This is a genomic window from Bacillus sp. 05T21, assembly GCF_056396785.1.
Genome location: NZ_JBFTMD010000006.1, coordinates 87,545 through 101,402 on the forward strand (window position 1 = coordinate 87,545; position 13,858 = coordinate 101,402).

Sequence of the window (13,858 nt, forward strand, 5' to 3'; positions counted from 1 at the left end):
TCACTTCACTTCTACCGTATAATTCCCTGTTCCACCACCATACTGGTATACATGTAAATAGTACTTCCCTGGATACGTATAGTAACTACCTACTAATTTATTTCCTTGTTGCTGTGCATACGTAACATAATTATTTAAATCTGCTTCTGAATAAAGAACCCAGTTTACTCCGATATTATTTTCCTTCGTTACATTAATTTGAAGATTTTTCGCAGTTTCTACATTTATTTCAAAGTAATCACTCGTATCACCGTTTCCTAAACTAGCACGTAAAACTTGATTTAACTGCAGTTTATTCGCCGTTTGGAATGAATTATTTAGCTCTTTTTCTACACTGTTATCTTCTTTCTTTTGAACCGTTACGCTCGTTGTAGCAGTATTAGTTAATCCTTTATCGTCTGTTACTGTTAATTTCGCCGTATACGTTCCTTCTTTTGTATATACGTGAGTTGGATTTTGCTCATTACTTACCGCACCATCACCGAACTCCCAGTTATAAGAAGCAATTTTCCCATCTTCATCTTTTGATCCATCGCTTTTAAACGAGATTGCTTCATTCGTATGTCCGCTATACGGACCATTTATAACCGCGACCGGCGCTTTATTCACAGCACCTTCTTCTGTATTAATACCGTGGAACACAACATCATATTCAAATTGCCCTGATGCATTTACACGGTAATTCACGAAGTAAGCTGTTACTGTTTTATAGCCTGTCCATTCTTTTGCACTTAAACGTTTTAACGTATCATTAACGTTTTGCGTAATTGTTTTCCAGTCTTCATATTCTCCTTTTGCAGAAGTTCCTGTATATGTTCCTTGCAGTGTAAATGTATTAAAGAATTGTGATTTATTTTTCTTTATTGATACATTACTTAATTTTGCTTCCGCTGTAATTTCTGCGGCAATATCTGAAACTGGTTTCGGTGCATGAGTTGCTAAATAATCATCTGACACTAACGGAACATTATATTTCTCACGGTTGTCTACTAACATTTGCATATAGTCTTGATACTCTTTATTTAAATTCGCATCTTTACTTAAAGCAGAGCGGTATGCATCATATGCTGTTACATCATTTTCCCTAATAAGATCATGAACTTTATCAAACATATCGTATCTCTTATTGTACATATACGATTGTAAAGCAAAGGAATAATTATAGAAATCCCACGTTCCATACTTTGCATTTAACGTTCGCTCTGCCGTATAACGTTCTGCTGGATTCGAAGATAGTCCTCCTATAATACTCTTTCTTGGAACGACGTTGTCCGTTCTCGTTGCACCTGCAAAAAACTCAGCATTCCCTTCTTCAAACCAAGATAATCTCTCATTCTCATACATCTTACCTTGCCCCCAAAGTCCTGGCACTTCATATCTACCTTGTAAATAATGAGTGAACTCATGTCGGAACAATTCTTCTAAACTATAAATACTTTCTTGTGGCGTACGTTCATAAGTAAAGAACGTACCTGTTCCTTCTATATAAAGACCGCCGTTATTCGTTTCATATCCGTACAATTGACGGTTAAATTGGTATTCAGCTGGGCTATTATAAATAACCATCGTTAATACATCATCTGGATTTCCTTTTTCTAACGGTTGGTCACTTTCAACCGTACGATGGAATTGTGCCTTCACTTCTTTTGCTGCCCAATATAAACGTTTAACTTTCTCCTCAGTCACTTTATCTCCGGCTTTTAAAACAATTGCACCATCATCAAACGTATACGTTTTCGGCAAATACTTTTTCTTCCCATCTTCTCGTATTTGATCTAAATTAACAACGTTACCGTTTGCATCTTTCCCGCCATAATTCGTCGTAATTTGCTCAGCTGCTACGAAATATTGCTCACCTAAATAAGGATAAATTTTCATCGCATCTGTTACAACTTGTAATCCTTTCGTCCCTGTACTATGGAATGTGCCGAGTCTACCTGTATAATAAATGCCATTATTAATAAGCCATCCGTTTTTCTCTGTAATCGTTCCCATTAACGCAAATCTACTTAACTCATTAATATAACTATCTATTTTTTGGTACCATACTGTATCTTTCGGTACTTTTCTCGTATCGTACAAATACGATTGAATATCATAATCGACAGCTTGCATAATATCGTAAATCGCATTTCCAGCTGAAAGATTATCTACCAATGTAGAAAAAGTATCATTATATTGTTTAAAAATCTTTGCAGCCGATGTTACCGTTTCCACATCACTCGAAGCATTTCCTATTAATTTTCCGTATGATGATACAACTCTATTTTGTTCCAATGTACCGAGCTTGAAATTTGGATTGTTCGCAATCGTTTTTAACGCCGGCAAGCACTTGTCATGATAGCTCCGCTCATTAAGTTTACTTAATTCTCCATTATAAAAACCTAAATAAAATCCAGAGCGCAATACCTCTACTAATGTCTCAATCCCTTTTGAATCATCCTTCGTATAAGCTTGTCCTTGCTGCTTCAATTTATCAATAATTGCCTGCATCCTACTATCATTTTGATAGAATACAAGACTGTCCTTATTAAACTGAAATAGCCCCGTAATTTGCTCCCAATCGATTGTTACAAGTAAATCTACTAATTGTTGATTGCTTAATTGATTTAATTCAGCAATTGTATAAGTTTTCGCTACAGCTAATTGCTTACTTTCCTTTTTTACTTCCGGTGGTCTTTGCGATAAATCAGCAAATTGTAGCCTTTTCTCAAAAGACTTGCTTTCTAATACTTTCGATGAATGAGCTAATTCTTCCATGGGCAGTTGTACACCAATCGGCTCCATTTTTAGCACATTTCGATATGAAACTTGCTCTCCCTTAGTATCTTCCGCCAATATGCTTCCTTGAAAACTCCCTAACATTAAACTAGCAAAACTTACCCCTACTAAAACTTTTTTTGAATAGCCTTTCATGCTCTCCCCTACCTTACATTTTTTAGTGTCCCGCTCCATTATTTTACTATTCTGACTATTTATTCTGTATTGAAAAAAAAGAAGGGAACGTTCACACATGTATCCATTCAAATTGAAATTAACACTTGACTTCACATGTGATTTATGTCAAAAAAGGATAGATAATAGCGAAATCCCTGCTACATCTATCCTCTATTTCAACACTATGATTTTAACTTTATAAACGTAATTTCCGGCAATGTTTGCATATGCTGAATAAATGCATTCTTTTCTTCTGACGATATATTTTTCAATTGCATTCCTACCTTATAAACTATTTCTGTATCTTGCTGTAAAGCTTCAACTTCATATGAAAGTATTGGAATACCTTTCACTCGTAGCGTCTCTATTATTTGTTGTACCGCTTCGTGTTTATTTATACACATTTGCACTGTTATATTTTGCGGAAATAAAAATTGCACCTTAAAAATACGACTTACAATCTCTAAACCAATCAAAACGAGAATCATCGCTCCAATCCCTACAACATACATACCAGCTCCAATTGCTAGCCCTATTCCTGCTGTAGCCCATAAACCAGCCGCTGTCGTTAATCCTTTCACTGCCTGCTTTTGAATAATGATTGTACCTGCACCTAAAAATCCAACTCCACTAACAACTTGCGCTGCAATCCGGCTCGGATCAAGAGCCATATGTTCTTCAAACACAATATCCGAAAAAGCATATTTCGAAACGACCATTATTAAAGCACTCCCTACGGCTACTAGGAAATGTGTTTTTAATCCAGCTTCTTTTGAGCGGATTTCCCTTTCAATACCGATTATCGCCCCTAACAAACCAGCAACACCGATTCGTATAATAAAATCAATATGTAAGCTCACGAGCACTTCCCCCTTTTATTCATTATAGAGAGATAAAACAAAAATTATCACATGCATCTACCCATCGATATAAAAGCATTTTATTAAAATACATTTAATATCCCAGTGATTTTATGTTAATATTTTAAATATTAACATAAATAAAACAACCTACTTCTCATACAAAAAACCTTTAAAGTTCAACGTCTAACTTATTTTCAGTTAAAAATGGCATATGAGTTGCGTGAAATGAGGTTGAGAAAGTCAGAAAACGCTTTCATTTTATATCATAATTTTTGTGAAAAAAAACATAAATAAAAGGAGCTTACTAACAATGAACATCTCTTTACTTACACCTACTACCGATTTACAAGAAGAATACTTAGATTTTTATAACGAATGGAAAGATAGCGGTGAAGCGATGATTCCATTCGTTATTTCAAAAAATCCTTCTAATTTCACGACAATGATTCAAGAATTACACGACGCACATAACGGAATAAATATTCCTGAAACTTGGGTACCAGATTCTACTTATTGGCTCGTGACAGATGAAAATAAAATTGTAGGAGTTGTTAATATACGTCATAGTTTAACTGATCATCTATTTAATGCTGGAGGCCATATCGGTTATGGTATTCGCCCTTCTGAAAGAAGAAAAGGTTATGCTACAAAGTTACTAGAGTTATCATTAGAAAAAACGAAAGAATTAAACATCACGAAAGCACTTGTCGTTTGTGACGAAGTGAATACGGCTTCTGAGAAAACGATTTTACATAACGGCGGTCTCCGGGATGAAGATTACACTGAAGAAGATGGGAATGTTGTGAGAAGGTATTGGATTGAGCTCTAAATAATCAAAAACAAGCCAGAAAGTGAATCCCTTATCAAGACCTAGATTGAAAAAAAGTTGATAAATTAAAGGACATAACATATTTTATATAACTAATATGTTATGTCCTTTCTTCTTCAATTAACTGTAAAAAGACAATAAAGCTATTAAATTTTAAAGACTAAAACAAGCATAACCCCGTTCTAAATTTAGGACGGGGTTAAAATATAGTTGTTTAATTTTCGATATAAGATACTTCACTGTACTCGAAAATATAACAATAAAGTCGTTTAAAAATCTAAGGTTTATTCAACAATAGTGCCCTTTAAGGGGTCCTGCCGACAAAACGCGGAAATTATACGCTAAGAAAGATTTTGAAAGAAAAACCCTTGATTTGTCTACGCTAAGCAGAAAATCAAGGGCTTCATTTATGTTCTAAGGGGGCGTAATGATCGAATAGAATGGGAACTGTTAATATCGAATTTATATTGACCTAAGAAATTTATATGCTCCCAACCTAAAGGTGAAATATGGGCAAGTAAAGACTCCTGATGTTTTCCTACTTCCATCATATGCTCAATCGCTCGGGATAAATATACGGTATTCCAAATGCTAATTGCATTTATAATAAGATTTAATGCACTGGCACGCTGTAATTGGTCTTGCAGTGCACGCTCTCGAAGTTCACCATGTTTTCCAAAGAAAATAGCTCTTGCTAAGGCATTCATTGCTTCTCCTTTATTTAATCCCTTTTGAATGCGCCGGCGTAACGTTTCACTAGAAATATAGTCTAAAATAAATAAAGTTTTTTTCAACTCGTCCCATTTCTCTTATCGCTTTTGCAAGACTATTCTGCCTAGAATAAGAACCAATCTTCCCCATAATAAGAGACGCAGACGCTGTTCCTTCCCGAACGGAATGTGCTAACCTTAACACATCATCGTAATTCTCTTGAATGACTTTTTTATGAATCCTTCCGCGTAACAATTTCTCCATATCAGGATATTGTTCAGGCTTTTCAAATGTGTAGAGTTTCGAGTCCAAAATATCTCTTAATCTTGGGGCAAAGCGATACCCTAGCAAATGAGTAAGACCGAATACTTGATCTGTATATCCAGCTGTATCAGTATAATGCTCTTCAATATGTAAATCTGTTTCGTGATGTAGTAAACCATCAATGACATGAACGGCATCCCTAGCATTCGTATTAATCACTTTTGTATAAAAGCTAGAGAATTGATCACTCACAAAGCGATAAATGGTAGCACCTTTACCTGCTCCTCCATATTATTGTATTATCTTACTTTGAAAAAATAATTATTATTAACAGTATTTATGAAGATATTCTGTGTAATGCTGCATTTCGCTACAACTGCTACTGTTACCTGCCATACAACCTGCAATAGAGATAGGTAACAATTTACTATACAAGGAACAAAATTGACCTGCTCCTCCATTAGATAGCGACGTTTCCATTTCTTCATCTGCTAGTTTACGCAATAAATTAGTCATTACTTTCTCCTCCATTTAGTGATTTAACTATCTTTATTATTCAGAGCTAAAACTCAAAGAGAAAGCCCTTACATTGTTTGTAACATTATTCACTTTAATATGTTAATTATTTTTTGTTGTCTTGTTAGTTAAAGGGGTACTTAGTACAAAAAATAACCGTAGATAGTAGCACGAACACTGTTCTTGTTATAATTAATTTTTTTCAGAACGTCTATAATCCTCTTTTAAAAAATATATGTAAATATAATAAAAAACGAATGATTAATAGAAATATTCTACGCCACTCGTTTTTTATCGGACTTCTTTTTACTGTACTTTTATTTTCTTTATGAGTTATTAGAAAAATAATTGTCTATATAAGTCTTTATTTTTTCAAAATCCTTTTCCATAAATAAGATTGCTGGTACTTCAATTATTGGAAGATTATTTTCATTATCAAAAGGTGGACACGGTTTGGGAACTACCAAATAGTCAACTGAGTTTTTATCCCTAATATAATTAATTGAAACATCATAATACTTGGAAAAATATTCCTTCAAATCATCCTGATTCCTTAAAAATGGTAGAGAAAATATTGAACCATAATTTATACCAGCGTCGACAATTAATACAAAGCATATTTTTTTCATGATACACCCTCCTCGTATAATAAGTTTTAAGTTAATAACTGTTCCTTGAAAATTAAATAGTTTTTATCTTCAAGAGCTACATCAAAAAAATGATGTATGGGTAAAATTTAGTCTTGGATACTGGGGGATTTCCCTAGATAATGGAAGTATGGAAATGGATCCATCGGGAATATGCTTACTCCTCCTGTAGTTCGACCACGTTAAAAGACTGTGACCCAGACCAAAATGCACTGCATACGCACAAGCTGTATCGGTTTCCTTCACTTACCTCTCATAGTGGTGGGAGATTAACTGCTCATAAACACCCGATTGGTGAAGGCTAATAATCAGTGGGGGATGAACAAAACCCCCACTAATTAAAGTTTCACTTTATACTGCTTCTATTTCAAACTGCACTGTAATACCACTTGGATCTACTACAGTAAATCTATTTGTAGTTTCATTTATTTCATGTTGTTTTTCTATTAATCTTTCTTTCACTTCATCTAACGCTTCTTTATGCGGTAGTACTATCGTATACACTTTTAGTCCCGTTGCATGTGCTGGTGGATGTGGATTATTTACCCCGTTCCACGTATTTGCACCAATATGGTGATGATAGCCTCCTGCCGAAATGAATAAGCAATCATCTTCACGCTGTTGTACTTCAAAACCTACTGTATCTACATAAAACTCATGTGACTTCTCCACATCAGCTATACGTAAATGTACGTGTCCAACCACCGTTTCGGCTGGTAAGCCATCAAACTCATAATCAACGAGCACTGCTAGTTCTTTTAAATCAAGTGGCGTACTTCCTCCTGGCCCTTCTCCCCACTGATCACGCGGACGGTCTGCATATATTTCGATACCATTACCCTCTAAGTCTTGTAAATAAAATGCCTCACTATACGTATGATCACTTGCGCTATTAAACCTTGAAATTGGTAAAATTTCATTTGAATATGTATAACGCCCTTCTTGCTCAGCCGGACTATCAATTACCTTTTTATTGCGAATAACACCAAATAGTGCCGAAGCAAAAGCTTCACGAGTCGGAACTAAAAAGGCAACGTGATATATACCCGTCGTACGCGGTTCTTGTAGCGCTGCATCTTCCAACTGCTCAAGAACAATTAACGTATTCTTACCACCCTTTCCAGCTAAGTGTGCTTTGTTCTCCTCTTGTTTAATTACTTCTAATCCTACTACATTTTCATAGAAGGCAATTTGACGCTCTAGATCTTTTACTTTAAATGCAACATGACCAATACGTGTTTTCGGATGAATTTGTACCATGAATAACTTCCTCTCCAGTTCCCTTTAGTTTTTTATGTAAGTTGATAGGCAATAGGCCCATTCAACGAATACACCTTAATTTTATTTTTTTGTAGCATCAACTTTTAGCCATTTTTTCGATATGTCACTTAATGTTCCATCTTGCTCTAATTCTTTTAACGCCTTGTTTATATCTTCTAACTTTTCACTCTTTTTTGCAAATGGAAATGCAATCTCTCCCCATTCAAGTGGGCCAAATCCAACTTTGACATTATCTAGTTTCGCCTTTGTTATTGTTGTTTCCACTTGAACTTTATCATTATAATAAGCATCGACGCGTCCAAACCCTACTTCGTTCAATTCCGCCGTTGGGTCCTCTGAGTACGTTTTAATCGTAAAAGCATTATTTTTATTTAAAGCTTTTAACTCTTGCTCTCCTGCTGTACCAAGTCCAACACCTACAGTCTTTCCTTTTAGATCCTCTAGCGATTTAATTGTATTATTATTTTTCTTCACCGCAAAAACAGAACCTGAATACACATACGGTATCGAAAAGTCATATTTCTTTTTTCTTTCCGGAGAAACGGATAATTCATTTGCAATCGTATCAATACGGCCTGAATCTAATAAACCGAATAATCCTTCAAAATCAGAAACATTCCATTCTACTTTATATCCAGCTTTTTTAGCAGCCGCTTCAATAATTTCAGCATCAAAACCTTTTACTTTCTCACCTTCTTTAAATATAAATGGGCTACGGCCTGCAGAAGTCCCAACTTTCACTACTTTTTCATCTGCCTTTTTACTTGCTGCATTAGAACCACATGCAGACAAAGCTCCAACTGATAGTGTTAATGCTAATGTTAGTAATAATGACGATTTTCTCATAACTCTTCCTCCTAAATAACGAAATGATTTCCTTCTTCAGATGCATTTAATTGCCGTAAAAACTTTTTCGTACGTTCATTTTGTGGGTTTCGAAAAATCTCTTCTGGCGTTCCCTGCTCTACGATAATTCCATCAGCCATAAAAATAACGCGATCAGCCACCTCTTTTGCAAAATTCATTTCATGTGTAACAATAACCATCGTTATATGTTGTCTTGCCAAGTCTTTAATAACTTGTAATACCTCATTAACTAATTCTGGATCAAGTGCTGAAGTCGGTTCATCAAACAATAATACAGCTGGATTTAAAGCCATTGCCCTAGCAATCCCTACCCTTTGCTGTTGTCCACCTGATAACATTGCCGGATAAAAATCTTCTTTATCAGCTAAGCCTACTTGTTTTAATATTTCTCTCGCTATTCCATTTGCCTCTTCTTCACTTTTTTTCTGTACAACCTTTAATGCTGTTGTAATATTTTGCAATGCTGTTTTATTTTTAAATAAATTATAGTTTTGAAAAACCATAGCTGTTTTTTGACGTAATTTTATGATTTCTTTTTGATAAAGTTTCCTCGTATGAATCTCTAAATCTTCAATTCTAATACTACCATCATCCGGTTGTTCTAATAAATTTAAACATCGTAGTAATGTCGATTTCCCTGAACCAGAAGGTCCAATAATTACTACCACTTCCCCTTTTTTGACAGTAAGTGAGATTCCTTTCAGCACTTCATTATGTTTGTAAGATTTATACAAATTTTTTAACTCAATCACATATATCACCTCACTTCTCTTATAAATACGGTGCATCAAGTTTCTTCTCCAACCTTTTCTGTCCCCAGCTGATTACGATTGTAATAATCCAATACACAATCGCTACCGCTAAATAGCTTTCCATATAACGATACGATTGTGCCGCCAGCATTTTCGCTTGTGCCAATATTTCAGCCACTCCAAGTGCAAAAGATAACGAAGATTCTTTTAACAATCCAACAAAATTATTTCCAAGTGACGGCACTGCTACACGAATAGCCTGCGGAAAGATAATTTGTCGCATCGCTTGTGCTTTTGTCATTCCAACTGATAAACAAGCATCCATTTGCCCTGATTCCACAGCATTCAATGAACCTCGAATGATCTCTGACAAATAAGCAGCATTATTTAAACTGAGACCAATTAAAGTTGCTTGCATAGCTGTAAGTACTGTAAAAGCCGGAGATATTTGTGGCAATCCGAAATACAACACAAACAATTGAACCAATAACGGTGTTCCTCTAAAGAAAGAGATATACACCCTTGCAATTGGATATAAAAATTTCGTTTTGTTTTTTGTTATGATTGCCAAGCCAATCCCTATAAAGAAAGAAATAATCATGGAAACAACAGTAATCCCTAAAGTTATGTATACATACTTAAATAATTGCGGAAAACTTTCTAAAAAATACGTTACATCAAATTTCATTTTCTCCCCCCTCTCTAAACAAAAAAACTCTTCTTACACATATAAGAAGAGTTGAATGTTAATCCATTTCCCCCCATCTTCCAAACGCCTCACACGTTTGCTGGAATTAGCACAGTACTTTTGTAGCCTGTTGCTGAGATTTCATCGGGCCAGTCCCTCCATCTCTCTTGATAAGAAAACTAATAAATTTTTCCATTTATTAAGTTGTTATTATGAAGAATACAGCCATTTTAAAACAATGTCAATAGGAAAACTAAGAATTAAACTCAACCCTTTTTCGAACATACTAGTAATACATCAATTTACTATTCTTAATAAACTGTACAGAAAAGCCATCTCCTCTGAAATTCAGAAGAGATGGCTTCAATTATAGAAACTATAAATATTTTACTTTATTATCCTTTAACTACATATTTATTTCATCTTATGTACTTCAGCAACTAACTTTCCGCCTTGAATGCCCATATAAAGCTTAACAGGAGCATCATTCGTATTTTCAAATACTAAGTCTAAATATGGATAAGCAATTGTAGCATCTCTTCCCTGCGGGACATAACCTACTGTTTTAGAATGTGTAGTTCTATCTACCATTTTCAAACCAGCTTGATCTGCTGCATTGTATAGCGTTGATGATGTTTGACAAACGCCACCACCATAACCATCTACTAATTTACCATCCACAATTTCTTTTCCTAGTTGATACCCTTTATCTGGTGTTGTATCACCGATTAATGCATTGAAAGAGAAACGGTCTCCCTTCGCTAAAACAACCCCATTTATGCTCGCGGCAGACAAACGAATATTTTCAACTCTACCACCTGCTGAGCCACCTAAATTCGTTTCATATCTACCAATTACAGTACCACTTCCTTGAGCATCACTAAGTGTTGCAACCGGTTTTTTCTCCACAATTGGTAACTGATAAGAAGAATCCCACATACCCACATTTAATAATTTAGCCACTAATTCTTTTTCCATTAACTCATAAGCAGGCTTTCCTTCTTGCCACGTTCCATCAGGTGCCAAACGGGAAGGTACCATCTTTTTATCGACACTTTTACCAACTTCACTAGCAACCTTCGTTACCGCTGCTTTGAATTTCGCTTCATCTTCAAAATAACCTAAGCTCGATAAATCTAATTTTTTCACCTCAGTACCAGTACGCCCATCCACTAAGCTAATTGAATCCTGTACATCAGCCTTAGCCTCTACAACGTTCCCACCAAAATCACTTACTAATGCCACATCACTTACTTTTGTTCCACAACCACTTACTACAGCTACGCATAGCACCCCTACTAATATACCCTTTATTTTTCGGAACAATATACTCTCTCCTTTTCCCCAACATTATTTCTTATGTATTATTTCATTTTTATGTATCTTTTGTTACAATCATTTTACAATATATTTAGAAAATGTTACAAGTTGTTTTTTACTCTATTAAAATTACTCTTTTCTTTTGTAAATGTCTATACATATTTATATAAATTTTCGAGTTTGATAAGATTGTAACTTTTATGCAACCTATCCCCATCCAGTATATACCATTTAACAGATAAAATACAAATGTAAAACTCTTTCATTTCGCCTCTTTATTCACCTGCATGCTTTAGAAACCGTAATACCGATTTTTCATATGTGATCATTATTAAACAACTTAAACCGAGCTTTTATAGGTAAAAACAATCATTCGCTTCAGTGTATATAGGTATTTGCCGTGCCACTACTCCGCTTTTGCACATACATTATGGTGAATTTAACCTATTATAAAGAAATGGAGGATTTTTTTATGTATCCCTACAACCCTTATGATTCATATAACCAATATGGTTACCAACCTCAGTATGATTTACAGGCACAATACCAACAATATATAGATCAAACAGAGCAAATTAATCCATATGATCCAAATCGACAATTTCAACTTCCAATCTCTTTTCCTGGTGCTGGAAACCGTCAATTAGAAAGACGAGTAAATGAGCTCGAGCAAAGAGTACGTCAACTAGAAAACACAGTTGAGCGTCATACACGTAGATTAAATCGCTTAAATCAGCGTTTACGTACAGTAGAAAACAGGCTAAACATTCCATTTTCAGCATTAGAAGACGGATTTTAATTTCGAAAATAACAAATATATAAGGAAGGGACTCCCCCTTCCTTATATAAATTGACGAAAGTTTTTTCCATCTCTATACTGATAAGAGTTAATGAAATGAAACAAGGTGATAAATATGGATTTTGAAATAAATTTTCTTTCCTTTTATGTAGTACAAGTAGAAGGAAAAGGTGAAGCAGTTGATAAGCGCTATAAACATTTTCAAACATTAGACGCTGAAGAGTATGAAGATAGCTCTTTAAAAGAATTTTTGAATGGTGAATTATTAAAAATTTCAAAGCGAAAAGTAGAACGTCACGCAAAAACAGAACAAGCCCCAACGAAGATTGGTCGCTTTATTGTAGAAGAAGGGCATGAACTCGATTCAAACCCTCATTACAACTTATTTAATCGTATTCGCTTTGCAGAAACAAAAGAAAACTTCAAAGATATGAGCGAACCTCTCGTTTATACATACCTTGACACAAGCGCTGTACGTGGTGGTGTGTTTTTAATCGCTCAAGCAAAACTACGCAAATACTTTGATGATCCATTCGTATTCGTAATGAAATGTGACTTCGAACCAAAGGTTGCTTCCATTTCTGATGAATCAACACTTATTCGTAACGTTGAAATGGCCATCACAACAAAGAATATGAAATCTATTCAGTACCCCTACATGCCTGAAGAAGGTATGGTGGAGCCTGGCGAACTAAAAATACACCAAGCATCACACGCCCGCTACTTTGAAGACTTCTTAAAATTCGTCGAATACGAACGCTCTATGCCTGAAATTATGAAAACACAAGTAATGGACATGGTATACGACCAAATTGAAGATGTATTTGAAGAAGGTACTGAAGAACGCGAACAATTCGACCAAGCGATGGAAGTATGGGCTGCCAGTCCGAAACGCGAAATTATGGAACAATTTTCAACCGAAGAAGTAATGGAAGCTACTGCTCAAATCGTCGAGCACGCCCCTGAAGTGGAATTAAAGCTAAAAGCAGATCATATCTCTGTGAAGGCTTTGCTTGCTGATTTCGGAGACCTAATACATATTGCAAAGGTAAACGACCGATATGTATTAATGATTGAGGCTGATACACTTACGTTTGAGAAAGGCTTCTCTCCAATTGAGTTTTTGAAGCCGGATGAATTACAAGACGTAATTGAGCGGATTGAGAATAAGCAACAATATAGCTATGGATCAGGAGAAATTGAATAGAATAATGTAAAGAAGACAATGACGGGTTAAATTCCATCATTGTCTTTTTATTATCGAAAACATTTCGTATCAAGAGCATGCGCTGTAACGTGTCCGTCTTGTATATCTGTTAATGTTATATTGTATGATCCGGCATTTTTTTCAAATGAAGCACATCTCTCAATGAATACGAGTCTT

The 13,858-nt window shown here is 35.2% G+C and carries 12 protein-coding genes, 1 pseudogene and 1 riboswitch; of the genes and pseudogenes, 3 read left to right on the top strand and 10 right to left on the bottom strand.

What is annotated here, in order from left to right; genetic code table 11:
- Both colA and AC1DKZ_RS14145 read right to left on the bottom strand, forming a co-directional pair.
- Positions 1-2,916 carry a collagenase ColA gene (colA, locus tag AC1DKZ_RS14140; RefSeq protein WP_476996486.1) on the bottom strand — a complete coding sequence of 972 codons (2,916 nt, stop codon included), beginning with the start codon at positions 2,914-2,916 and terminating at the stop codon, positions 1-3.
- 203 nt (positions 2,917-3,119) lie between these two features.
- Positions 3,120-3,797, bottom strand: a complete 678-nt coding sequence (locus tag AC1DKZ_RS14145; RefSeq protein ID WP_476996487.1) for an MgtC/SapB family protein — start codon at positions 3,795-3,797, stop codon at positions 3,120-3,122.
- A gap of 313 nt (positions 3,798-4,110) precedes the next feature.
- On the opposite strand from AC1DKZ_RS14145, the gene AC1DKZ_RS14150 reads away from it, so the two are divergent.
- The gene (locus AC1DKZ_RS14150) at positions 4,111-4,629 is read left to right on the top strand and encodes a GNAT family N-acetyltransferase (RefSeq protein ID WP_002137643.1); all 519 of its coding nucleotides are present in this window, start codon (positions 4,111-4,113) and stop codon (positions 4,627-4,629) included.
- Between the two features lie 407 nt (positions 4,630-5,036).
- Here AC1DKZ_RS14150 and AC1DKZ_RS14155 read toward each other — a convergent pair.
- The 8 genes and pseudogenes from AC1DKZ_RS14155 to AC1DKZ_RS14190 form a co-directional block, all read right to left on the bottom strand.
- Positions 5,037-5,889: pseudogene (locus AC1DKZ_RS14155) on the bottom strand (transposase); the annotation flags it as partial.
- 42 nt (positions 5,890-5,931) lie between these two features.
- Complete coding sequence (locus AC1DKZ_RS14160) at positions 5,932-6,120, bottom strand: hypothetical protein (RefSeq protein WP_000183240.1); 189 nt, start codon at positions 6,118-6,120, stop codon at positions 5,932-5,934.
- 326 nt (positions 6,121-6,446) lie between these two features.
- A complete protein-coding gene (locus AC1DKZ_RS14165) occupies positions 6,447-6,749 on the bottom strand; it encodes a hypothetical protein (protein WP_000717614.1) in 303 nt (100 codons plus the stop codon).
- 369 nt (positions 6,750-7,118) lie between these two features.
- On the bottom strand, positions 7,119-8,027 hold the full coding sequence (locus tag AC1DKZ_RS14170) for a VOC family protein (RefSeq protein WP_476996488.1): 909 nt from the start codon (positions 8,025-8,027) through the stop codon (positions 7,119-7,121).
- An 81-nt stretch (positions 8,028-8,108) separates the two neighbouring features.
- The gene (locus tag AC1DKZ_RS14175; protein ID WP_476996489.1) at positions 8,109-8,894 is read right to left on the bottom strand and encodes an amino acid ABC transporter substrate-binding protein; all 786 of its coding nucleotides are present in this window, start codon (positions 8,892-8,894) and stop codon (positions 8,109-8,111) included.
- 11 nt (positions 8,895-8,905) lie between these two features.
- Positions 8,906-9,667, bottom strand: a complete 762-nt coding sequence (locus tag AC1DKZ_RS14180; protein WP_476996490.1) for an amino acid ABC transporter ATP-binding protein — start codon at positions 9,665-9,667, stop codon at positions 8,906-8,908.
- A gap of 19 nt (positions 9,668-9,686) precedes the next feature.
- On the bottom strand, positions 9,687-10,355 hold the full coding sequence (locus tag AC1DKZ_RS14185) for an amino acid ABC transporter permease (RefSeq protein ID WP_002137653.1): 669 nt from the start codon (positions 10,353-10,355) through the stop codon (positions 9,687-9,689).
- Between the two features lie 70 nt (positions 10,356-10,425).
- A riboswitch (SAM riboswitch) is annotated at positions 10,426-10,532 on the bottom strand.
- Between the two features lie 237 nt (positions 10,533-10,769).
- Complete coding sequence (locus AC1DKZ_RS14190; RefSeq protein WP_002137655.1) at positions 10,770-11,681, bottom strand: VanW family protein; 912 nt, start codon at positions 11,679-11,681, stop codon at positions 10,770-10,772.
- Between the two features lie 466 nt (positions 11,682-12,147).
- Between AC1DKZ_RS14190 and AC1DKZ_RS14195 the strand changes: the two genes are divergently transcribed.
- Both AC1DKZ_RS14195 and AC1DKZ_RS14200 read left to right on the top strand, forming a co-directional pair.
- Positions 12,148-12,474 carry a hypothetical protein gene (locus AC1DKZ_RS14195; protein ID WP_002137656.1) on the top strand — a complete coding sequence of 109 codons (327 nt, stop codon included), beginning with the start codon at positions 12,148-12,150 and terminating at the stop codon, positions 12,472-12,474.
- 115 nt (positions 12,475-12,589) lie between these two features.
- The gene (locus AC1DKZ_RS14200; RefSeq protein WP_002033604.1) at positions 12,590-13,681 is read left to right on the top strand and encodes a DUF3900 domain-containing protein; all 1,092 of its coding nucleotides are present in this window, start codon (positions 12,590-12,592) and stop codon (positions 13,679-13,681) included.
- Positions 13,682-13,858 lie beyond the last annotated feature (177 nt).